This window comes from Streptomyces sp. NPDC052012 (assembly GCF_040689265.1).
In the GTDB taxonomy this organism is placed as follows: Bacteria; Actinomycetota; Actinomycetes; order Streptomycetales; family Streptomycetaceae; genus Streptomyces.
Genome location: NZ_JBFAXA010000018.1, coordinates 125987 through 149508 on the forward strand (window position 1 = coordinate 125987; position 23522 = coordinate 149508).

At 71.7% G+C, this 23522-nt stretch carries 16 protein-coding genes; 9 read left to right on the plus strand and 7 right to left on the minus strand.

The features are described 5' to 3' along the window. Positions 1–33: 33 nt before the first annotated feature. The 4 genes from AB0412_RS25620 to AB0412_RS25635 all read right to left on the minus strand — a co-directional run bounded on the left by AB0412_RS25620 (position 34) and on the right by AB0412_RS25635 (position 5318). Positions 34–2067, minus strand: coding sequence for a beta-galactosidase (locus AB0412_RS25620; protein WP_366404913.1), 2034 nt, complete (start codon positions 2065–2067; stop codon positions 34–36). Continuing rightward, positions 2064–2963, minus strand: coding sequence for a carbohydrate ABC transporter permease (locus AB0412_RS25625; RefSeq protein ID WP_366404914.1), 900 nt, complete (start codon positions 2961–2963; stop codon positions 2064–2066). The genes AB0412_RS25620 and AB0412_RS25625 overlap by 4 nt, the downstream gene beginning before the upstream one ends. Further along, complete coding sequence (locus AB0412_RS25630; RefSeq protein ID WP_366404940.1) at positions 2960–3802, minus strand: sugar ABC transporter permease; 843 nt, start codon at positions 3800–3802, stop codon at positions 2960–2962. Before AB0412_RS25630 ends, AB0412_RS25625 begins: the two co-directional genes overlap by 4 nt. A 154-nt stretch (positions 3803–3956) precedes the next feature. After that, complete coding sequence (locus AB0412_RS25635; RefSeq protein WP_366404915.1) at positions 3957–5318, minus strand: sugar ABC transporter substrate-binding protein; 1362 nt, start codon at positions 5316–5318, stop codon at positions 3957–3959. A 374-nt stretch (positions 5319–5692) separates the two neighbouring features. On the opposite strand from AB0412_RS25635, the gene AB0412_RS25640 reads away from it, so the two are divergent. Then, positions 5693–6016 carry a hypothetical protein gene (locus AB0412_RS25640; protein WP_366404916.1) on the plus strand — a complete coding sequence of 108 codons (324 nt, stop codon included), beginning with the start codon at positions 5693–5695 and terminating at the stop codon, positions 6014–6016. Between the two features lie 57 nt (positions 6017–6073). Here the strand turns inward: AB0412_RS25640 and AB0412_RS25645 are convergent, their stop codons facing one another. Beyond that, complete coding sequence (locus AB0412_RS25645; protein WP_366404917.1) at positions 6074–6811, minus strand: nitroreductase family protein; 738 nt, start codon at positions 6809–6811, stop codon at positions 6074–6076. 82 nt (positions 6812–6893) lie between these two features. Then, entirely contained in the window at positions 6894–9506 is a 2613-nt protein-coding gene (locus AB0412_RS25650) for a SpoIIE family protein phosphatase (RefSeq protein ID WP_366404941.1), read from the minus strand. Between the two features lie 820 nt (positions 9507–10326). On the opposite strand from AB0412_RS25650, the gene AB0412_RS25655 reads away from it, so the two are divergent. The 4 genes from AB0412_RS25655 (at position 10327) to AB0412_RS25670 (ending at position 17034) form a co-directional block, all read left to right on the plus strand. After that, entirely contained in the window at positions 10327–10983 is a 657-nt protein-coding gene (locus AB0412_RS25655) for a TetR family transcriptional regulator (protein WP_366404918.1), read from the plus strand. A 115-nt stretch (positions 10984–11098) separates the two neighbouring features. Further along, the gene (locus tag AB0412_RS25660) at positions 11099–12271 is read left to right on the plus strand and encodes an alkane 1-monooxygenase (protein WP_366404919.1); all 1173 of its coding nucleotides are present in this window, start codon (positions 11099–11101) and stop codon (positions 12269–12271) included. Between the two features lie 72 nt (positions 12272–12343). Further along, on the plus strand, positions 12344–12733 hold the full coding sequence (locus AB0412_RS25665; protein WP_366404920.1) for a CU044_2847 family protein: 390 nt from the start codon (positions 12344–12346) through the stop codon (positions 12731–12733). After that, positions 12730–17034 carry a trypsin-like peptidase domain-containing protein gene (locus AB0412_RS25670; protein WP_366404921.1) on the plus strand — a complete coding sequence of 1435 codons (4305 nt, stop codon included), beginning with the start codon at positions 12730–12732 and terminating at the stop codon, positions 17032–17034. The genes AB0412_RS25665 and AB0412_RS25670 overlap by 4 nt, the downstream gene beginning before the upstream one ends. On the opposite strand, the gene AB0412_RS25675 is transcribed toward AB0412_RS25670, so the two are convergent. Beyond that, positions 17035–18099, minus strand: a complete 1065-nt coding sequence (locus tag AB0412_RS25675; protein ID WP_366404922.1) for a LacI family DNA-binding transcriptional regulator — start codon at positions 18097–18099, stop codon at positions 17035–17037. Between the two features lie 254 nt (positions 18100–18353). Here AB0412_RS25675 and AB0412_RS25680 point away from each other — a divergent pair, with 254 nt between their 5' ends. The 4 genes from AB0412_RS25680 (at position 18354) to AB0412_RS25695 (ending at position 23487) form a co-directional block, all read left to right on the plus strand. Beyond that, positions 18354–19718, plus strand: a complete 1365-nt coding sequence (locus AB0412_RS25680) for an extracellular solute-binding protein (RefSeq protein ID WP_366404923.1) — start codon at positions 18354–18356, stop codon at positions 19716–19718. A gap of 20 nt (positions 19719–19738) precedes the next feature. Beyond that, positions 19739–20689, plus strand: coding sequence for a sugar ABC transporter permease (locus AB0412_RS25685; protein WP_366404924.1), 951 nt, complete (start codon positions 19739–19741; stop codon positions 20687–20689). A gap of 2 nt (positions 20690–20691) precedes the next feature. Further along, positions 20692–21594 carry a carbohydrate ABC transporter permease gene (locus AB0412_RS25690; protein WP_366404925.1) on the plus strand — a complete coding sequence of 301 codons (903 nt, stop codon included), beginning with the start codon at positions 20692–20694 and terminating at the stop codon, positions 21592–21594. A gap of 66 nt (positions 21595–21660) precedes the next feature. Further along, positions 21661–23487, plus strand: a complete 1827-nt coding sequence (locus tag AB0412_RS25695; RefSeq protein ID WP_366404926.1) for a sugar-binding domain-containing protein — start codon at positions 21661–21663, stop codon at positions 23485–23487. Positions 23488–23522 lie beyond the last annotated feature (35 nt).

Genomic DNA, 23522 nt, shown 5'->3' on the forward strand with positions numbered 1-23522 from the left:
GTGACCGTTCCTCATGGGGTTCTCGCAGACGGGTCAGGTCGAGGCGGGGACGTGGTCCTCGCGGACGACGACCACTCCCCCGGGCGGCACCGCGGCCCGCCCGTCGGTGAGTCCGCCCCCGGCGAGGGCCTGGCCGGCGACGGGCACGCTGACGGTTTCCTCCGTGTGATTGACCAGGAACAGGTAGGAGTGCCGCCGTCCCACCCGGCGTACCGCCTCGAGTCCGGGCGGTCCCTCGACGACAGGGGTGACCCGCGCCTGCTCGCACACCGCGCGGAGCACGTCGCGCAGCGCGGTTACGGGCAGCCGTCCGGCCGTGTACCAGGCGGTGCCGCGGCCGAAGCCGTGCCGGGTGACCGCCGGGCCGCCGCGGGCGGGCCCGCCGTCGGCCCCGTCAGCGTAGTGCACCACCGTGGTGCACCCCCGGGGTTCGACACGTTCCGCCCACTGCTCGACGTGCGTTCCGTCGGAGAGCCGGGCCCGCTCGCCCGGCCGCAGAGGCAGGAACTCGTCCACGACGAGTCCGAGCACGTCCCGCAGGGCTCCCGGGTGACCGCCCGGCCGCACCCGGTCCGAGTCGTCGACGACCCCGCTGAAGCAGCCGACGGCGAGCCGGCCTCCCTGGTGGACGTACCGGGTGAGGTTGTCGGCGTCGTCGTCGGACAGCAGGTACAGATTGGGGGCGACGACCGCCCGGTAGGGGGTCAGGTCGGCGCCGGGGGGCAGGAGGTCGCAGGTGATGTTCATGGACCACAGCGCCTCGTACCAGTCGCGGACCACGTCCAGGTAGCGGAACTGGTCCGAGGGCCGGGCCTGCAGTTCCAGGGCCCACCAGTTGTGCCAGTCGAACAGCACGGCCACCTCGGCGCGCACGCGGCTGCCGGTGACGTCCTTCAGGCGGGCCAGCTCCGCGCCCAGCGCGCTGACCTCCTTCCAGACTCGGCCGTCGGTTCCGGCGTGCGGCAGCATCGCGGAGTGCCACTTCTCGGCGCCGGCCCGGGACTGCCGCCACTGGAAGAACATCAGCCCGTCCGCGCCGCGGGCGAGGTGGGTCAGGCTGTTGCGCCGGGTCTCGCCGGGGCGCTTGGCCACGTTGACGGGCTGCCAGTTGACGGCGGAGGTCGAGTGCTCCATGAGCACCCAGGGGCGGCCCCTCGCCATGCCGCGGGCGAGGTCGGCGTTGAGCGCCAGGTCGATGTGGCCGTCCGGGTCGGCGGCCGGCAGGTAGTGGTCGACGGAGACCAGGTCGCACTCCGCCGCGAAGGCGTAGCCGTCGACCTTCTTCTCCAGCGTGCCCATGACGTTGGTGGTGACCGGCACGTCGGGGGTGATCCGGCGCAGCAGGGCCGTCTCGGCGATGTGCCGGGTGAGCAGGGCGTCCGAGGAGAAGCGGCGGTAGTCGAGCTCCTGTCCCGGGTTGCGGAAGGCGGTGGTGTCCCGGGGTGGGTCGATCTCGTCCCAGTCGCCGTAGCGCTGGCTCCAGAAGTCGGTGCCCCAGGCGTCGTTGAGGGCGTCGAGGGTCTTGTACCGCTCCTGCAGCCAGGTCCGGAAGGCGTCCGCGCTGGTGTCGCAGTAGCACAGGGCGTTGTGGTTGCCCCACTCGTTGTGGACGTGCCACAGGGCGAGGGCGGGGTGGCCGCCGTAGCGGGTCGCGAGTTCTGTGACGAGTTCGTCCGCCGCCTGTGCGTAGGCGGGGCTGCTGGGGCAGAAGACCTGCCGGCTGCCGTGGGCGAGGCGGGTGCCGGAGGCGGTGACCGGCCGGGCCTCGGGGTGCCGGCGGGTGAACCACGGTGGTGGTGCGGCGGTGGGGGTGGCGAGGTCGACGGCGATGCCGTGCGCGTGCAGCAGGTCCAGGACCTCATCGTGCAGGCTCCAGTCGTACGTGCCGGGCCGGGGCTGGATGCGGGACCAGGAGAAGACGCCGACGGTGACGAGGTTGACGCCCGCCTCGCGCATCAGGCGGACGTCCTCGCGCCAGACCTCGCGCGGCCACTGCTCCGGGTTGTAGTCGCCGCCGTAGGCGATCCCGCCGAGCCGGCGGGTCACTTCGGCGAGGGGGCGGTTCACGATTTCACGGCTCCAGCGGCGAGTCCGGCGCGCCAGTAGCGCTGCAGGAGGAGGAAGGTGAGCACGATCGGCACGACCGAGACCAGGGCGCCGACGATGGTGAGGGTCTGCAGTTCGGGCAGCCGGCTGGTCTGCGACTGCCAGGTGAACAGGCCGAGGGTGACGGGGTAGAGCTTCTCGTCCTGAAGCATGATCAGGGGCAGCAAGAAGTTGTTCCAGATGACGACGAACTGGAACAGGAAGACGGTCACCAGGGCGGGTGCCATCAGGCGCAGCGCGATGGTGCGGAAGATGCGGAACTCGCTCGCGCCGTCCACGCGGGCGGCCTCCATCACCTCGTCCGGGACGGACGCGGCGGCGAAGATGCGCGAAAGGTACACGCCGAACGGGCTGACGACGCTGGGCAGGAACACCGACCAGAAGGTGTTGGTGGCGTCGAGTTCGGCGAACATCAGGAACAGCGGCAGGGCGAGCGCCGTGGCCGGCACGAGGACGCCGCCGAGGACGACGGAGAAGACCGCCTCCCGCCCGCGGAAGGTGTACTTGGCGAGCGCGTACCCGGCCGCCGCGGCCAGCAGGGTGGCGACCGCCGCACCGGCTCCCGCATACAGCAGGCTGTTGAGCAGCCAGCGGGCGTAGACACCGTCCTGCTGGGCGAGGAGCGAGGACAGGTTGTCGCCGAAGTGCCAGTCGGCGGTGCGGAATCCGGGCGTGGTGACCAGGTCGCCCTGGCTCTTGGTGGACGACACGAGCAGCCAGTAGACCGGCAGCAGCATGTAACAGGCGACCGCGGTCATGAAAGTCACGGCGACGACGGTGGACAGGCCGGTGCGCGGCCGCCGGCTCGTGGTGGCGGAGGGGGCGTGGGCGCCCTCGGTGCGGGTGAGGAAGCTCATCCCTGCCTCCTGGAGGTGAAGCGCAGGAACGCGAACGACAGGACGAACGTGACGAGCGCGAGAACGACCGAGAGGGCGGCGGCCTCGCTGTAGCTGTCGCCGGAGGCGAGTGAGTACGCGGCGATGTTCGGGGTGTAGGTGCTGGTGACGCTGGTGGAGATGGAGCGGAAGACCTGCGGCTCGGTGAACAGCTGGAAGGTGCCGATGATGGAGAAGACACCGGTGAGGACGAGGGCCGGACGGATGATCGGGATCTTGATGCGCAGGGCGATGGTCCAGCCGCTCGCGCCGTCCATCCGGGCCGCCTCGCCGATGTCCGACGGTACGGCCTGCAGGGCGGCGTAGATGATGAGCATGTTGTAGCCGGTGTACGTCCAGGTGACGACGTTGGCGATGGACCACAGGATCGCGTCCGGGCCGAGCAGGTCGACGTGCACGCCGGCCGATCTCAGCAGGTCCACCACGGGCGACAGCCGCGGGTCGTACAGGAACGCCCACATCAGGGCGGCGACGACGCCGGGAATGCCGTACGGCACGAAGTAGACGAGCCGGAAGAACCGCTTGGCGCGTGCGACCGCGGAGTCCAGCAGCAGGGCGAGGACCAGGGCCAGCAGCAGCATCACGGGGATCTGCACGAGGGCGAAGCCGAGGACGCGCAGCAGGCTCTCGGCGAAGTAGTCCTCCTTCAGCACCCGCCCGTACTGCTCGAACCCGGCGAAGACCGTCTCGGTGCGGCCGAAGGTGCCGCCGGTGCGTTCCGTCTTGTGCAGACTCTGCCAGAAGGCGTAGCCGACGGGGACGAGGGTGAACAGGACGAAGGGGATGAGGAAGGGGGCCAGGAAGGCGTACGGGGCGAGGGTCCGGCGCGGGCGGCGGCGCGCCGGGGCCGGTGTGCCGGTGGCCGGGGCGGGGGCGATGGTGGATGTCACGGGGAGCCTTCGAGGTGCTGTTCCCCGCCGCCCGAGGGTGGCGGGGAGGCCGGGGAGGGACCGGTCACTCGGCCACGTCGAGTGACTGCTTGCGCAGGGACTCGACGCTCTGCGCGCCGGTGTCCTCGAGCACGTCACCGAGGGTGCTCTTGCCGGCGATGGCGCTCGCGGTGCCGTCGCTGAGGAAGCGGTAGGTGTCCGTCATGGTCGGCCCCCAGGTGAAGTCGGTGTCGACGTTCGCGGAGGCCCGGGCGAAGACGTCGAAGATCTTCTGCTTGCCGTAGAAGTCGACCGGCTGCTTCAGGGCGGGCAGTTCGAGGCCGGCCTCGGCCGCCGGGTACAGTCCGCCCTCGCGGTTGAGGATCTCCAGTGCCTCGGGGTCGGTGTTCAGCCACAGGGCGAACTGTGCGGCCTCCGCGGGGTGTTCGGTCCCTGCCATCACCGTGGTGGTGGAACCGCCCCAGTTGCCCGCCTGCTGGTCGCCCTCGTTCCACTGCGGCATGGGAGCGACCGCCCACTTGCCGTTCGTCGACTCGGCGTTGTCGCGGATGGTGCTGTAACCCCAGGCGGCGCTGACCCAGGTGACCACCTCGCCGGCGTTCCAGGCCTTGTACAGCGCCGGGGAGAAACCCTGCAGGTCGGTGGCGACGAGCTTGTCGTCGATCATCTTCTGCCAGTAGTCGGCGACCTGGCGGCTCTCCGGCCGGTCGACGGTGACCTTCCATGTGTCGCCGTCACGTTCGAACATGGCGGCCTTGTTCTGCCACAGCAGGCCGGTGAACCAGTTGGGGTCGGTCTGGGAGAAGTGGGTGATGAACTTGCCCTTCTCCTTGAGCTCGCGAGCCTGCTGCGCGTACTCGTCCCAGGTGGTGGGGGCTTTCATGCCCATCGCGTCGTAGATGTCCTTGCGGTAGAACAGGGCCATGGGGCCGGTGTCCTGGGGCACCGCCCAGACGCCGTCCTCGCCGCCGGCACCGAACTCCACCTGCGACCAGGTCCAGTCGACGAACTTGTCGCCCGCCTCCTTGACGCCGGGGCAGGAGGAGATGTCCGTCAGCCCCTCCTTGAGCCGGAAGCTCGCCAGGGAGTCGTACTCGACCTGACCGAGGTCCGGGGCCTTGCCGGCCTTCAGGGCGTTGGACATGTTCTGGTAGGTGCCGGCGTTGCCCGCGGGGGTCGTCTTCAGCCTGACCTGGATGTCGGGGTTCTTCGCGTTCCACACGTCGACGGCCTTCTGCATGCCGGGGACCCAGGACCAGTAGTCCAGCGTGACCTTGCCCGAGGCGGGCTGGCAGGACGCCCCGGTCCCGCCGTCGGCCTGGTCGCCGCTGTCACCTCCACCGCAGGCGGTCAGCGCCGTGAGGGCCAGAACCGTTCCGCCGATCACGCAGCGTCTGACCAGAGATATGCGATCACGCATCGCCATGGTTGCTCCTTGCACCGGGATCCGCTCCGTCGAAGCGGTGGGCACACGAGACACCGGAAACCAACGGAAGTCAACACCCCGAGGGAAATCAATGACGTCAAACCTTGCTTCGTAATCAGCCCGAGACTTCACGGAGGGTGATGAAATGGCGTGTGACCTGCGCATTCATGGAGGGCATCACGGAATCCCTATACCGGCCTCGCGATGCGGAATCGATTACGCTACGGTGCTCGAGCGCACCGAGAAGAGAGCGATGGTGTGTACCGAGGGCGGGGCACTGCGCCGCCCCGCCCTCATCCCAGCCGACGTGACGACACGTCAGAAGATTGCCGCGGCGTCGCCCCGTGCGCAGGTCAGGGGCCCGTGCCAAGGCCATGCCGGTAGCGTCCGGCACGCATCCGGGCCTCGCCTTCGGCCACGGTTTCCTCCAGGGCGTGTCGAAGTACGAGTCCCTCGTGCGGCACTACGCCTCCTGGGGGCTGATCAGTGTCGCGCCGACATCACAGGGCGGCTTGTTCCGGACGCTGCCGGCGCAGTTCATGGGGGGCAGCCACGACACCGTCGCGCGCCCGGAGCAGCACACGCGCAAGATCTACGCCGCCAAGCCCGCCCCGGCGCAACTCCGCAAGCCGCACAGACACTGCCCGGGGTCGACTACGAGGCCAGGTCCACCGGCTGACGGCGACGGCGGGCAGTGACGTCGGACACCGCGCGCACCGCCGCCGTGTTCTCTCAGTCGTGTCCCGTGTCAGTCATCACCACCGGTCGCGGTGGATGACCTCCTCCACGGGACGGCGACGGACGGGGCCGAAGCGACCGAGCGGCCACCCCACGGGCACCACGGCGAAGGTGTGCATGTCCTCGGGGATGCCGAGGACCCTCTTCCACTCCTCCTCCAGGAACAGGTGCCAGATGGTGAGGTTGGCGGCCAGCCCCAGGGCCCGTGCGGCCAGCAGCATGTTCTGCACGCCGGGGTACACGCAGGACCCCTCCGCGAGCGCCATGAACCGTTCCTGTGTCTGCGCCATCCGGTTCGTCGCCTCGGCGCCGAGCGCCTCCGCCGAGGCGCGCAGCCCCTCTTCCTCGATCCGGGGCGGGGGGAACTGGTAGCACGGGATGATCAGGGCGGGCGTGTCGGCGAAGTTGTCCCGCTGGTGTCGGATGGCGGCGACCATGCGGTCGTAGGCGGCGGGGTCCATGCCCTCCGGCGGGTACTTGCCGGTGGTCGCGAGGTAGGAGTCCACGCACCGCTGCCACAGGGGTGCCAGCTCGGCCATGACCTCCCGGTCGGTGACGACGACGTACTGGTAGCGCTGCATATTGCCCCCGCTGGGGCCCCACACCGCCGCCTGTATGAGCCGCTCCAGCAGCTCGTCCGGAACCGGATCGGCTTTCAGGCGGCGCATGGCGCGCAGGGTGGACATGGTGGCGAACAGCGGGGGTTCGTCCGTGGTGGACGGACGGCCGGCATCCGACGATGCGTCAGTGATCATGCCTTCGATCCTAGGGACAACACCCCCCGGGATGTGGCCGGTTGGCCACGGACCCGCGCCGTTCCACGGCCGAGCCGGGCTGTCACCAGGCCAGTTCGTCGATCAGCGCGGTCGCGTCCGGTTCCGGGGTGCGGCCCGGTACGTGTTCGGCCCAGATCACCTTCCCCGTCGCCGCGTAACGGGTGCCCCAGCGGTCCGCGAACTGGGACACGAGATACAGGCCGCGGCCTCCTTCGTCGGTGGCGGCCGCGCGGCGCAGACGGGGTGAGGTGTTGCTGCCGTCCGAGACCTCCAGGACCAGGGTGCGGCCCAGCAGCATCCTGACGCGCACGGGCGCGGCACCGTAGCGGATCGCGTTGGTGAGCAGCTCGCTGAGGATGAGTTCCGCGGTGAAGGACGACTCCTCCAGCCCCCAGTCGTCGAGCCGGCGGCTCACCTCCGCACGGACCCGAGACACGGCCGTCGCGTCGAGCGGCACGTCCCAGACCGCCACCCGGGACGGGTCGAGCCGCCGGGTCCGGGCGACCAGCAGTGCCACGTCGTCGCTGGGGCGGCCGCGCAGCATCCTCTCCATGGCGGCACGGCAGGTCTCCTCCGGCGTCTGGTCCGGATCGGCGACGGCCGAGCGGAGCATCCTGAGGCCCTCGTCGATGTCGCGTCCCCGGTCCTCGATCAGTCCGTCGGTGAACAGCACGAGCCGGCTGCCCTCGGCCAGCTCCAGCTCGCCTGCCTCGAAGGGATGCCCGCCCACCCCGAGGGGTGGCGACAGGGGGAGGTCGGGGAAGGTCACGTGGCCGTCGGGGTCCACCACGGCCGGTGCGACATGCCCGGCGCGGGACAGTGTGCAGCGCCCGCCGACCGGGTCGTAGATCGCGTACAGGCAGGTGGCGCCGGTGACCGGGGCGCCGTCGCCGTGGGCGTTCGTCGTCTGTGTGTCGAGGACGCTCACCATTTCGTCGAGGTGGCCGAGCAGTTCGTCCGGGGAGAGGTCCAGGGAGGAGAAGTTCAGCACCGCCGTCCGCAGCCTGCCCATGGTCACCGCGGCGTGCAGCCCGTGCCCCACGATGTCGCCGACCACCAGGGCCACCCGGAAGCCGGGCAGCGCGATGACGTCGAACCAGTCGCCGCCCACGCCGGACTCGGCGGGCAGATAGCGCCAGGCGATCTCCAGGGCGTCCTGGTCCGGGACGTCCCGGGGCAGCAGGCTGCGCTGCAGGGTCACGGCCATGGTGTGCTCGCGGGCGTAACGGCGGGCGTTGTCGATCGCCACGGCGGCCCGCGCGACCAGCTCCTCGGCGACCGCGACGTCCTCCTCCTCGAAGGGCGGGGAGCCGGCGCCCCGCCAGAAGTTGACCATGCCCAGGACGACACCCCGGGCGCGCAGGGGAACGGTGATCAGCGAGTGGATGCCGTACTCCAGCGCCTGGCGGGCCCCCTCCGGGTCCTGGGCGCGCCAGTCCTGGGCGCTGTTCAGGTCCGCCACCCGGACGGCCTTCCCGCGGTGCAGCGCCGCCGCCATCGGCGTGTCGGCCACCACGAACTGGATCAGGTCTCCCACCGGCTGCAGCGGCTGCCCGGCCCGGGACCCGCCCAGCGCCGTGCGCCGCATCCGTCGCACGGCGCCGGTGGGCTCCTCGCCGCCCAGGACGGAGTCGAGGAGTTCCACCGTGGCGAAGTCGGCCATGCGCGGGACCGCGACCTCGGCGAGTTCCTCCGCTGTACGTCGCACGTCCAGCGTGGTGCCGATGCGCACGCCCGCCTCGTACAGGAGCGACAGCCGTCCCTGCGCCACCTCGGCCTGGCCCGACAGGGCCCGCAGCTCCGTGGTGTCACGGAAGGTCGCGACCAGGCCCGGCGCGCCGCCGTAGGGCTCGGTGCGCCGGGTGTTGACCGCGAGCAGCCGCTCACCGGCCGGGAGGACCTCGTCGGAGACGGGCTCCCCCGACATCAGCAACCGGGTCAGGCGAGGGCTGAGCCCCAGCTCCGTGACGGACCGCTGGTCGGCGTCCTGCGACAGGTCCAGCAGCCGGCGCGCCTCGTCGTTGGCGAGACTCAGGCGTCCGTCGCCGCCGACGATCATCACGCCCTCGCGCACCGCGTGCAGCACGGCGTCGTGGTGCTCGAACATCCGGGTCATCTCGGCCGGGCCCAGACCGTGCGTCTGCCGGCGCAGCCGCCGGCCGACCAGGGCAGTACCGCCGGTGGCGAGCGCGAGCGTGCCCGCGGCCGCGGCCAGCACCATCGGGACCTGCTGGTTCAGCACCTCCCCGAGAGTCTTGAACTGGATCCCGGCACTGACGATGCCGACCACGCGCCCGTCGTCGTCCCGCACGGGCACCACCGCGCGCACGGCGTCGGCGGGCTCGCCCTCGAACGTCTCGGTGAAGGTCTCGCCCCGCGCGGCCCGGCCCACGCCCTCCGCCTCGGTGCCGATCAGCTCGGGCTGCGGATCGGTGAGCCGCACGCCTTGCGTGTCCAGGACGGTGATGAAGTCGACGCCGGACCCCCGTCTGGCCGCCTCCGCCGCCGGCTGGAGCCGTGCCGTCGGATCCGGCGACTGAAGTGCTGCGGCCGTGCCGGGCGCGTTCGCGAAGGCCTCGGCCGCGGCCAGGGCACGGTTGCTGGCGCCCCGCTCCGCGTCGTACCGCCCTTGGACGACCAGGGCGGCGACCGCCACCGCCACGAGCACCACCATGATGAGGACCTGGAGCAGGAAGACCTGCGTGGCGAGCGTACGGACGCTCAGGGACGGCGCCAAGCGGCGTCCGGAGGAATGCCGCGCCCCCGAGTGGCGGGACCCGCCGAAGCCCCGCCCCTCACCGAACGGCACCGCTCTCGTCCGGGACCGGCGAGAAGGACCGACCATGCCCTATTTCTAGCATTACGCCCTCTTTACCGGCGACTGCTGCGGGGATTCCTCCCGCCCCCGTTTATGTCGTGGCTGCGTCACCCGGGCGCGTCCCGGATCCACGCGGCGACCGGTCGGGCTGCCGCGGGGTGACGGCCGTGAGGCGTGAGGCGCTGGTCAGCGCCCGCTGGAGGTGCCGGCCGGCCCGGGGGCACCTGGTGCTTGCGTGTGCATGCGTGTGCATGCCCCGGGGGCCGGCCCGTTGCAGAGCCCAGCGAGGTCAGCGAGGTCACAGCAGCAGCACTTGCTCGGCGGCACAGCGACGGGCCAGGCCCAGGCACCGGGCGAGCAGACGGGTGAACCGGCCTCCCGGCCCCCGGCCGTCTCCGACCGCAGGATCTGACGACCGACGGACCGCGCCCGTGCCGCTGCGGGAGGGACGGACAACGGCGGCACGGGCGCGTCATCAACCGGCGGATGTGCACACGGGGAATCCGCCGACGGTCAGCGTGCCATGCCGGTCGAGCCGCGCCCAGGGTGACTCCGCGTCAACGTTCTGACGCTTCGTCAAAGTGCTCTCGGCACTGCATCATCTGCATCCTGCCCGCCCCGTGAGGACCGGACCGCGAGGGCTTCGGGCCCGCCGACGCACTCAAGGAGAGACACCGTGGAGGACACGTCGTTCGCCGAGAGCCCGGACGGCCCCGCGGCCGCCCTGCCGCCCCGCGAGGCGTGGCGGAGGAAGATGCGCGACGACGTCCTGGACGCGGCACGCGCCATGGCGGCGGAGAGGGGCTGGGACTCCGTGAGCCTGTCGCAGGTGGCGTCCCGCGCCGAGGTGTCACGGCCCACGGTGTACAAGGAGTTCGGCAGCCGCGGCGGGCTGAGCCAGGCGCTCGTGCGGCGTGAGGCGGAACGCTTCCTCGGGGGCGTGGACCGGGCCCTGCGGCAGCCGGCCCCGAGCGCGCCCGACGCGCTGACCACCGCGATCCTGTACGCGCTGCGGGAGGCCCGGGAGAACGTGCTCGTCGCCTCGGTGGTGAAGGCGGCCCGCGCCGGCACGGACTCGCTGCTGCCCTATCTGACGGCGCGCTCGGAACCGGTGGTCGCGGGCGCACGGCTCCTGGTGCGGTCGTGGTGCCAGACCCACTACCGGCAGTTCGACACCGTACGGACGGACCAGGCGGCCGACGTCGTCGTGCGGCTGACCCTCTCGCACATCGTGCTGCCTCCGCCCGAGCACAGCTTGCGCGAGTCGGCCGAGCTCATCACCGCGGCGGCCCTGGGAGTGCTGGCACGGGCGACGGATCCGTCCGCGCCGTGAGCTGACGGCGCATCAAAACATTGACAGAGCGTCCCCGATTGTCAGCGACGGTCGCCGGTGCCACTCTCTGCCGCGTCTTCCGGATCCTTCCGAACGCCCGCAAGGAGCACAGCCGATGACCGCACCGTCGCCGTCGCCCCCCGCATCCCCCGCCGGCACGCCCTGGCGTGACCGCAAGCGCTACGCGTGGCTGCTCGGCCTCGCCGTCCCCACGCTGCCCTTCCAGGCCGCGGCGCTGGTCGCCGTCAGCGGCCTGGAGGTGCTGTGGTGGTGGGGGCCGTTCTTCGCCTTCGTGATCATCCCGCTGCTCGACACGCTGATCGGCCCGGACCAGGAGAATCCCCCGGACGAGGCGATCGGGCTGCTGAAGGAGGACCGCTACTACCGCTGGTGCACGTACCTGTATCTGCCCCTGCAGTACGCCGGACTGCTGTACGCGTGTCTGCTGTGGTCCGAGGGCATGAGCGTGCCGGACGCGCTGGGGCTCGCCGCGACGGTGGGCGTCGTCGCCGGTGTCGCCATCAACACGGCGCACGAGCTCGGGCACAAGCGGGAGACCGTGGAACGCCGTCTGGCCCGCCTCGCGCTGGCCCAGTCCGCGTACGGCCACTTCTACGTCGAGCACAACCACGGACACCACGTCCGGGTCGCGACACCCGAGGACCCCGCCAGTTCGCGGCTCGGTGAGAGCCTGTGGGCGTTTCTGCCGCGGACGGTCGCGGGGAGCGTCCGGTCGGCCTGGCGCCTGGAGGCCCGCCGTCTCGACCGGCGCCGGCACCGCACCTGGTCGTACCGCAACGACGTGCTGACCGCGTGGGGACTGACCGCCCTGGTGTTCGCCACGCTCGCCGCCGTCCTCGGGCCGGTGGTCCTGCCCTACCTGCTCGTCCAGGCGGCATGCGGCATCCTGCTGCTGGAGACGGTCAACTACCTCGAGCACTACGGCCTGTTGCGCGAGCGCCGACCGGACGGGCGGTACGAGCGGGTCGCCCCGCGCCACAGCTGGAACAGCAACAACACCACCAGCAACATCTTCCTGTACCAGCTGCAGCGGCACTCCGACCACCACGCGAACCCGCTGCGCCGGTACCAGACCCTGCGCCACTTCGACGAGGCCCCCCAACTGCCCTCCGGCTACGCCTCGATGATCGTGCTGGCGTGGGTGACCCCGCTGTGGCGCCGGGTGATGGACCCGAAGGTGCTGGCGCACTACGGCGGCGACGCGCGCCGGGCCAACCTGTGTCACCGGCGGGCGGAGCGCTACGGAGCACTCCACCCGCAGGAGTGACGTGACGCCGAACCGGCTCCCGCCTCCCTTGCCCGTCCCTACGATCCTGACCTCCCGACATCGGAGGTTGTGATGAGTGATCGGCCGGTCCACACGGTCGAAGTGCCCCTGGGCGACGGCAGCGGCGAAGCGGTCCGGGTGCAGATCCGTGAAGTGGACGAGACCCTGGTCCGGGTGGGCCGAGGGGGCCGTTCCGTGGCGCGGGCCGAGCGGTCGTTCGGGCAGATGCTGGACACCGTGCGGCCGGTGGCCGAGAGCTTCGTGGGGCGGTTCAGGGATCTGGCGAGCGCTCCGGACGAGATCACGCTGGAGTTCGGGGTGTCCCTGTCCGCGGCGGCGGATGTCGTCATCGCGAGCACGGCGACCGCCGCGAACTTCTCCGTGACCCTGACCTGGAACAGGCGCGAGGACGCGCAGGACCCGTCCGGTGTCCCCGCACAGTCGGCGGCCTGCGCCGGATGACGGGACAGGACACCGCGCACGGGACCCGGCCGCCGCAATTCGGCGCGGACCAGCTGCCGGCCGCGGGCGTGGTGCGGATCAGCGGCGAGGACGGCTTCCTGGGCGGCGCCGGCTGCCTCGTCACCGAGGACCTGGTGCTGACGTGCGCCCATGTCGTGGCGGACGCCCTGGACCGGCCGCGCGACGAGGCCGTGGCCGTCGGCACGACGGTGCGGGTCGCGTTCCCCCTGGCCACAGCGGGCGGTGGTGAGGACCCCGGTGTCGCCGAGGTCGTTCACTGGGTGCCGATCCGGGCCGACCGCACCGGGGACCTCGCGGTCCTGCGGTTGCGGGGCCCGGCCCCGGGCGGGGCGCGTCCGCTGCCCATGGCGTGGCCGAAGGACCTGTGGAACCACCGGGCGCGGGCCGTGGGGTTCACCGGCGGCGAGCCGAGCGAGATCTGGTTCCGCGGACGGCTCGGCGGGCGGACGAGCGAGGGATGGCTGCAACTGTCCCGCGCGGACGGGCAGACCACCCATGTCCGGGAGGGGTTCAGCGGCGGTCCCGTGTGGGACGACGAGCTGGACGCGGTGGTCGGCCTGGTCGTGGCGGCGCAGGTCGGGCCGGATGCCCAGGCCTTCGTCCTGCACACGGAGACCGTGCTGCGGGAGCTCCCGGGGCTCGTCCCGGTCCTCGATCCTCCCTCGCCCTTCCGCGGTCTGGTGACGTACGAGGAGGACGACGAGGACGTCTACTTCGGGCGCGCCGGTGACATCGACGAGGTGGTCACGGCCCTGTCGGGCCCCTGTGCGTCCGTCACGCTGTACGGGCCGTCGGGGTGCGGCAAGTCCTCCCTCGCGCGAGCCGGTGTGCTGCCGCGGATGCGGCGGGACGGGTACGAGGTCCTGGTGGTGGACGCCGGAAAGGTGTCGTCCCCGCGTGCCGCGCTCGCCGTCGAGCTGTGGGAAGCCGTCCGGGACGCTCCCCGGGGCCCCCAGCGGGCCGGGGGCGTCGACGAGGTCGAGCGCATGCTCGCCGCGTACGGACTCGGCGACACCCTGCACCGGCTGCGCGGCAGGCGGAGCGGCCGGCTGCTCGTCCTGCTGGACCAGGCCGAGGCCCTGCTGGACCGCACGGAGACGGAGGTGGCGGAGGCCGTGGAGCTGCTGTTCCCGCAGCGGCCCGGCCCGGGGCCACGGGTCCTGGTCACCCTGCGGGCCGACTTCATGGACGCCGTGCTGAGGCATCCCCTGTTGGGGCCGGCGCTGCGCGGCGGCAGGACGCTTCCGCTCACGCCGATGTCCCGTGCGCAGCTCGAGGAGGTGATCACCAAGCCGGTCGCACGGATTCCCTCGGTGGACTACGACCCGGGGCTCGTCCGGCGCCTCCTGGACGACGCGGGGAGCGAACCGGGCGTGCTGCCGCTGCTGGGCTTCGTCCTGCGGACCTTGTGGGAGCGGCGGGCCGGTGGGCGGCTGCTCACGACGGCGTACGAGGAGATGGGCGGCGTCCTGGGTGCGCTCAGGCGGCACGCCGACCGGGTCTGGGCGGAGTGCGTGGGCGGGCCGGGCGCGGCCGAGGCCGAGGCCGAGGCGCTGGCCCTGCTCACCGGACTGGTGCGGGTGCTTCCCGGCAGTGAGACGCCGCTGCGGCGCAGGCTCACCCGGCAGGAGGCGGGCGAGGTCCGCTGGGCGCTCGCCCGGGACTTCGCCGAGCGGCGGCTGCTCGTACTGCACGGGGACCAGGGCGAACCGGAGTCCGCCGAGCTCGCTCACGAGGCGCTGATCACCGTGTGGGACAGACTGCGGGACCGGATCGCCGAGGACGGTCAGTTCCTCGCGGCCCGCGCGGAGCTGGCCCACGACCTCGACCGCTGGACCCGCGGGCAGCAGTCCCCCGACCTCCTGCCCGGCCCGGTCCAGCTCGGCGTGCTCGAGAGCCGGCTCGCGCAGCGGGAGGACGAACTCACCGCCGCGGAACGGGACTTCCTGACGCGTGCCCGCCGGCGCCGGCGGGCGGCGCGGACGCGGGCCAGGACGGCCTGGACGGCCGTCGCCCTGGTGCTGGCGCTCGTCGCGGGACTGGGCACCTTCCTCGTGTACCAGTCGCACATCAGCGAGGAGCGGGACGCGCAGGCCAAGTCCCGTGCGCTGGCCGTCCTCTCGGACGAGCAGGCGACGCGGGATCCCGGTCTGGCCTCCCTGGCCGCGATCGCCGCCTACGACACCTCGCCCACTCATGAGGCCCGTAGCGCGCTGCTGCGCCGCTACGAGGCGTTGAAGGAGGCTGCCTGGATGCTGAGCGGCGCGGAGGGCAAGATCCGCGGGGTGGCGACCAGCGGCGACGGCGCGGTGACCCTGGTGACGACGGAGCGAGGGCGCGCGACCCTGTTCGTGCGCCGGCCCACCGGTGCGGTGGTGCGCACTCATCTCCGGCTCGCGGTGAACGCCGTCGTCCCCCTGGTGAGCCGGGACGGGCGCCGCATCGCCTACCTGTCGTCCCGTCAGAACACGGTGTCCTGGCACGAGGTGGATCCCTCGGCGGGCCGGGTGCTCGGTCCGCGCAGGACCGTCCGGGCGGCGGGTTTCCGCAATCCGGAGCGGGTGGAGAACACCGAGGTGTCCCCCACCGGCACGGCCGGCTTCTCACCCGACGCCCGCCGTGTGGCCACGGTGTCGGACGACGGACGGCTGTGGCTGTGGGACCTGGACAGGGGCCGCGCCCGCAGGCTTCCCGCCCAGCCTCGGCACGCCCACGGGGTGTCCTTCGGGCCGGACGGGGACACGCTGGTGGCGCAGCTCCAGGACCCCGGGGAGACGAGCGTCGCGGTGGCCGCGGTGGACCTCGGCACCGGCAGGGCTCGCACCCTGGCACGCGACGTGGCCCTGTCGGCGGAGGTGGCCCAGAGCGCGCTGTCGGGCGACGGACGGGTGCTGGCCGTCTGCCGGGGCGCTTCGGGCGGCGAACCCGTCGTGTACCGGGCCGTACGGGTCGCGGACGGGCGGGAGCTGGTGCGCCACCGGCCCGATTCCGAGTTCCTGTGCGGCCACGTGGCCGTGGACCGCACCGGCAGCCTCATCGCCGTCCATCACGGGGGCAGCCGGTGGACCCTCCTGGGCACGAGCGAAGACGCGACGCCGAAGGAGATGACCGGCCCCTTCTTCGGGCACGCGACCGGCCTGCCCCTCCTCGGCAGCCGCGACACGCCGGTCGCCCTGGTGTGGGACGCGAGCGCGGTGGTCGCCCGGCCCATGCACACGGACGTCTTCGATGTCGTCGGTCCTCCGGTGCTGATCGACGACGGCGACAGGATGCTCGCGCACCAGGGCGATCACGGAGAACGCCTGACCCTGGCGGACACCAGGGAGTTGACGACCGGCGGCAGGCTCAGGGTTCTGCGCCGGGTGGCCCGGGAGGCGTCGAAGGCGCCCCTGACCGGACCCCCGCCACGGATGCAGGTCAACGACTCCGAGACACTGCTGGCCGACCTGGTCACGGGCGACAAGGTGGTGATCCGGTCCCTTCCGTCGCTGCGCCGGGTCGCCGAGATCACGATCGCCCCGCCCCCACCGGCACAACCGGGCACGGACGCCACGCCCTTCTTCGGATTCCTCGACGACGACGAGCTCCTGACGGTCTCCGGCAGCCGCATCGAACAGTGGAACGCGCGCAACGGGCTGCGGCTGGAGAAGACCATCGATGCCCGTGAACTCGGCCTGAGCGAGCAGCCGTCACCGCGGTTCTTCGTCCGGGCCCATCCGGAGCCGGGTCATCTGCTGGTCCATGTGCAGGGTCGGCCGACGGTCCACGCCGTCGACCGCCGTACCGGCAGGGAGAACAGGTCCCTTCGTGTCCGGTTCGGTGACGACTTCATCGCCGGTGGCTTCACGGGCGACGGGCGGCACGCGCTGGTCGCGACCATGGGCGGTCTGTACGAAGGCTGGTCGGTGACCGGTGGTACGGCGCGCAGGGTGCTCGGACCGCTCGGGCCCGCTCTGAGAGGGGACCAGTCGCAGCTGCGGCCGGTCGGCGACACCGGCTACGTCGTCGCCAACGGCACCTCCGTACGCTTCATCCACTTCGACGACCTCGACCGCCTCGACTCCTACGACTTCTCGCAGGAGCAGGTCTTCTTCTCGCTCTCCGGGGACGGCCGGACCGTACTGCGTCAGGTGGAGGGAGGGGGCATGGACGTGTTCCGGCTCGACCCGGCGCTGTGGAGACGCCACTTGTGTGCGGTCCTCGGCCGTGACCTGAGCGAGGACGAGCGTCGGGGCCTGCCGTCGGAGCCGGGGCGCCGGGTGTGCCCGCAGCGTCTCTGATCAGCGGACGGCGCCGGGGCGGCCCTCGGTGCTCTCCCGCAGCACGAGACGGTGCGGCACCCGCAGGTCCTTGGGTGACCGGTCGGCGGTCGCGGCGGCGTCGTCCGCCCCGGCCGCCCCCGACGCCTCGTCCATGCGGCGTCGCAGCAGCTCCACCGCCGTCTTGGCGACCGCCGCCTTGTCGGGCGCCACCGTGCTCAACGTGGGGATGCTGAACCGTCCGCCCTCCACGTCGTCGAAGCCGATGACGGCGACGTCCTCCGGGACCCGGACCCCGTGCTCGTGCAGGGTCCGCAACGCGCCCAGCGCCAGTTGGTCGTTGAGGCACAGCAGCGCGTCGGGGCGCAGGCCGTCGCCGAGGGCGCGGGCCACCGCCGCGGCGCCGTCGGGCATCCGGAAGGACGCCACGGGCAGCAGCAGCGCCGGATCGAAGGCGATGCCCGCCTCGGCGAGGGCGGCGCGGTACCCGAGCGTGCGCGCCCGTGCCGTGCCGTGGTGCGGCTCGTCCCGACCGCCGACGGCGAGGATGGTCCGGCGTCCGAGGCCGATCAGGTACTCGGTCGCCTCGCGAGCGGCCTTCTCGTTGTCGATGGCGACGTGGTCCGCGCCCTCCTCCAGCAGCTCGCCGAGCAGCACGGTCGGCGGCGCGCCGCGCGGACGGCCGCTGAGGTCGTCGGCGGTCAGCGCGAGCGGGCTGAGGATGACGCCGTCGACGAAGGTGGAGCCGAACCCGGTGAGCGCCGCCAGTTCGTGGTCGCGGTCCGCGCCGGTCTGGTGGATCAGCACGGTCAGGGAGCGCTCCTCGGCCTCGCGGATGACATGCCGGGCGAGCTCGGCGAAGTACGGGATGTCCAGCTCGGGCAGGACCAGCGCGATGATGCCGGTGCGGCCCTTGCGCAGATGCCGGCCGGCCAGGTTCACCCGGTAGCCGAGGTGCTCGATCGCCTCCTGGACCGCGCGCCGGGTGCGGTCGGAGACATGCACGTAGTCGTTGATCACGTTGGAGACCGTCTTCTCCGACACTCCCGCGTGCCGTGCGACGTCCTTGATGCTGGGCCGTGCCACCGCGACCTCCCTGCCCCTCGCCGCCGCCGAGTCTACGTCCCGGCGTGTCCCGTCTCCGAAGGCAGGCCCCGCGGCCGACGTTCATCTTTCCGGACGGTCGTCCCGAACTCTTTACAGCCCAATGTACATCGATGTAAAAACGCAGCGTCGCATCGCGTCACCCGCATTTCCCCTCCTGCCGAACGCGGTGATCCACGTCCGCCGTGGCCCGCCGCCGGCTCGTTCAGGCGTGTCCGGCCGTCGAAAGGTCCGTGATGTCTCTCCGACCCCCTGTCCCGGAAGCCGGGCGCTCGTCCGATCCGTTGCCCGGACTCTCCCGCCGCCGGCTGATGCGCAACGGCCTGGCCGCGGCCGGTGCGCTGCTCGCCGCCGGACCGCTGTCCGGCTGCGCCTCACCGGCCTCCGCCTCCGGCGCCTCGGACCTGAGCGTCTGGGACCTGTTCCAGGGCGGCGACGGTCTGCTGATGGACGACATGATCAAGGCCGTCTCCGGTGGCCCCCGGGGCTTCGACGTCGACCGGACGATCCTGGACTGGGGCCCGTCCTACTACACCAAGCTCGCCATGGCGGCCGCCGGAGGCCGCGCCTCCGACGTGGCCGTGCTCCATCTGTCCCGGCTGGCCGGCTACGCCCCCGGCGGCCTGCTGGACCCCTTCGACCTGGACCTGCTCGCCGAGTTCGGCGTGACCGAGCGGGACTTCACGCCCGCGGTGTGGGCGCGGACCCGGCACGACGACACCGTGTACGCGATCCCGCTGGACGTGCACCCCTTCATCGTGTTCTACGACAAGGAGGTGGCGGACACCGCCGGACTCCTCGACTCCTCCGGGGAACTCGCCCCCATGGGTTCGCCCGAGGCGTTCCTGGACGCGGGCAAGGCGCTCGCCGAGGCGACCGGGAAGTCGGGCGTCCTGTTCGGCCACGTCACCGACACGGCGCAGAACTGGCGGCAGTTCGCCGCCCTGTACGCACAGACCGGCGCGTCCTTCTCCCTGCCCGACGGAGGGCCACCGGAGATCGACGTCGACGCCGCGGTCCGCGTCGTGACGTTCATGCAGCAGCTCTTCGACGGCCGTACCAACCCCAACAACCTGGACTACAACGGGGCGGTGGCCGGCTTCCTCGGCGGCCGCGGCGGCATGGTCATGCTGGGCGAGTGGGAGCTGCCGAACCTGAAGAAATCCGGTATTCCCCTCGGTGCCGCGCCCTTCCCGCAGGTCTTCGACAAGCCGGCCGTCTACACCGACAGCCACGCCTTCGTCCTACCGCACCAGGACGACCCCGACCCGCGGCGGCGACGCGAGGCGCACCGGTACGTGGCGGAGATCGTCAAGCAGAGCCTGACCTGGGCCACCGCCGGACACATCCCCGCCTACCAGCCGGTGCTGGAGGAACCGGAGTACGCCGCGCTCGATCCGCAGTCCTCGTACGCGGACGCCGCCGAGGTGGCGGTGCTCGACCCGCCGAACTGGTTCACCGGGGCCGGGTCGAACTTCCAGAACCGGATGTCCCAGCCCCTGCAGTCGGCGCTGCTGGGCAACACCACCGCCGAGAAGGCGGTGCGCCAGATGGTCCGCGAGGCGGACACGCTGCTGCGGCAGCCCAACCCGGTGGCCTGACGAGGAGAAGGAGCGATCCCATGGCAACCACCGCACCCCCGGGGACCGAGGCGCACAGCGGCCCGGGGACCCGACGGCCGGGCGGCCGTCTCCGCACAGGCCGCGGCGGCACCTCCACCGCCTCGGGCTCCGGACTCGTCTTCGTCCTGCCGTTCCTGCTCGTCTTCGGCCTGTTCCTGGTGTGGCCCGTCGTGCACGGGCTCTGGATGAGTCTCACCGACACCTCGCTGGCCCTGCGCGCGACGAGCTTCGTCGGATTCGACAACTACGCCGAGGCGTTCGGTGACCCGGACGTGTGGAGCAGTCTCGGCAACACGCTCTTGTTCACCGCCGTCTCGAGCGTGCCGCTGGTGCTGATCGCGCTGGCGATGGCGCTGCTGGTGCACAGCGGCATCGCCGGGCAGTGGGCCTGGCGGCTGGCCTTCTTCGCTCCGTATCTGCTGCCGGTGACCGTGGTGACCCTGATCTGGGCGTGGCTCTACCAGCCGGACCTCGGCTTCGGCAACCAGCTGCTCGGGGCGCTCGGAGTGGAGCCCGTCGGCTGGCTGTCCGACGAGTCCGTGGCGATGTGGTCGATGGCCGCGCTCACCGTCTGGTGGACGATCGGCTTCAACTTCCTGCTCTACCTCGCCGCGCTCCAGTCGCTGCCGTCGACGTACGACGAGGCCGCCGCCCTGGACGGCGCCGGTGCCTGGCGGCGGCTGTGGTCGATCACGCTGCCGCAGCTGCGCAGGACCACCGCGCTGGTGGCGATGCTGCAGATCCTCGCCTCGCTCAAGGTGTTCGACCAGATCTACATCCTCACCAAGGGCGGCCCCAACGGCTCGACCCGCCCGATCCTCGAGTACGTCTACGACGTCGGCTTCACCGGCTACCGGCTCGGCTACGCCTCCGCCGTCTCGTATCTGTTCTTCGCGCTCGTGATCGTCGTCTCGCTCGTGCAGCTCCGCCTCTTCCGCCGGGAGGACTGACCGTGTCCGCCATCTCCACCCCCCTGCGCCCACGGCGCCCCCGGCCACCCCGTGACGCGGCCGGGTCGCCCCTCCTCCTCGGCCACGGCCGGCTGCCGCGCGTGCTGGCCGGGACCGCGCTGGTCGTCCTGGCGGCCGTCTGGCTGGTGCCCTTCGTGTGGGCGATCGCCACGTCCGTGCAGAGCGAGCAGGACGTGGCCACCCCCGGACTGTCGCCGTTCAAGGGCGCGTTGACGACGGAGGCGTACCGCCAGATCCTGGAACGCGGCAACGTCACCCTGTGGGCCTTCAACAGCTTCCTGATCGCGGCGCTGGTCACGGTGATCACGGTGGCCGTCTCCACGCTCGCCGCGTACGGCTTCTCCCGCGGCACGTTCCGCGGTCGCCGGATGCTGCTGGGCGTCACGGTCGCCGCCATCCTGATCCCGCCGCAGCTGCTCATCGTGCCGCTGTTCGAGCAGATGCTGCTGTTCGACCTGGTGGACACCTATGCGGGGGTCATCCTGCCGCAGGTGGTCGCGCCCATGATGGTGTTCATCCTCAAGCGCTTCTTCGACGGCATCCCCCGGGAGTTGCAGGACGCCGCCCGCATCGACGGCGCGTCGGAGTTCCGGGTGTTCCTGTCGGTCGTGCTTCCGCTGTCGCGGCCGATCGTGGCCGCCGTGGCGATCTTCGTGTTCATCGGGGCGTGGAACAACTTCCTGTGGCCGTTCATCGTCACCAACGACTCCGACCTGATGACACTTCCGGTGGGTCTGGCCACCGTGAAGGACGCGTACGGCATCCAGTACGCGCAGTCCATGGCGTCCGCGCTGCTCGCGGCGCTGCCACTGATCGTGGTGTTCCTCTTCTTCCAGCGCCGCATCGTCAACTCCGTGGCCACCACCGGCCTCGGCGGTTCCTGACCTCGTCCCCTCGCTCATCCACGGGCGCGGCCGTCCCGGCCCGCCCACCGATCGACTGGAGCATGTGTGCCCTCTCACTCCGTACCGCGTCCGGAGTACCCGCGCCCGCAGTTCGTGCGGCGCGACTGGCTCAACCTCAACGGCGTCTGGCGGTTCGAGACCGACCGGGGCGACAGCGGCCTCGAACGCGGTCTGCTCGGCCGGGAGCTGCGCGAGGAGATCCTGGTCCCCTTCCCTCCCGAGTCGGAGCTGTCCGGCATCGGTGACACGGACTTCCTCCAGGCCGTCTGGTACCGGCGCGCCGTCACCCTGCCGGCGGCGTGGGCCGGACGGCGCGTGCTGCTGCACTTCGGCGCCGTCGACCACGACACCACCGTGTGGGCCGACGGGAAGGAGGTGGCCCGGCATCGCGGCGGCTTCACCCCCTTCACCGCCGACCTCGGCGACATCGCGGGGGCGGGCAAGGAGGTGATCGTCACCGTGCGGGCCCGCGACCCCAAGTCCGGACCGCAGGCACGGGGCAAGCAGGCCGTCCAGTACGCCAACCACGACTGCAACTACACGCGGGTGACCGGCATCTGGCAGACCGTCTGGCTGGAGCCCGTCCCCGAGCTGCACCTGCGGCGCCCCCGGATCACCCCCGACCTCGCGGGGTCCGCCTTCCACCTCGAACTGCCCCTGTCCGGCAACCGGCCGGGGTACCGGGTGCGGGCCGTGCTCAGCGACGGCGCCGGCGAGGTCAGCCGCGCCGAGGCACGCGCCGACCTGGACCTCGCCCCGCGCCTGTATCTGCCGGTGCCGGACGACCGGCGGCGCGAGTGGGGCCCGGACGACCCCTTCCTGTACGACGTGCGGCTCGAACTCCTCGACGCCGACGGCCGGGTGACCGACAGCGCGGACAGTTACGCGGGGCTGCGCTCCGTCGGCCTGCGCGGCAAGGCCGTGACCCTCAACGGGCGTCCGGTTTTCCAGCGTCTCGTCCTCGACCAGGGCTGGTACCCGGACGGGCTGATGACCGCGCCGAGCGACGAGGCGCTGGTGCGGGACATCGAGCTCGCCATGGCTGCGGGCTTCAACGGCGCACGTCTGCACCAGAAGGTCTTCGAGGAGCGCTTCCTGTACCACGCCGACCGACTCGGCTATCTGGTGTGGGGCGAGTTCGGGGACTGGGGCTGCGAGACGGGCGGCTCCTCCGGCGACAACCAGAAACCCGACGCCTCCTACGTCGCCCAGTGGCTGGAAGCCCTGGAGCGCGACTACTCGCACCCCTCGATCATCGGCTGGTGTCCGCTGAACGAGACCTACCAGAAGCTCCACGACCGCATCACTCAGCTCGACGACGTGACCCGGGCGATGTTCCTGGCCACCAAGGCGATGGACACCACCCGGCCGGTGATCGACGCGTCCGGCTACGCCCACCGGGTCCCGGAGACCGACATCTACGACTCCCACCACTACGAGCAGGACCCGGAGGCGTTCCGGCAGCTGATGTCGGGGCTCGCCAAGGACGAGCCGTTCGTCAACACCCATGAGAACGGCACGCCCTACTCGGTCCCCTACCGCGGCCAGCCGTACTTCGTCAGCGAGTTCGGCGGCATCTGGTGGGACCCGGAGGCCGCGGCCGACCGGTCCGGCGACGACCGCACCGTCTCCTGGGGCTACGGTGAACGGGTCCGCGACGAGGAGGAGTTCCACGCCCGGTTCAGCGGACTCGTCGAGGTGCTGCTGCGCGACCCGCACATGTTCGGCTACTGCTACACCCAGTTGACCGACGTCTTCCAGGAGCAGAACGGCATCTACCGCTTCGACCGCAGCCTGAAGCTCGACGTCGACCGCATCCGTGCCGCGCAGCTGCGGCCGGCGGCCATCGAGGAGCAGCAGGAACAGGCGTAACGGCTGCGGCCCACATCCGAGGGCTCAGGTGGATG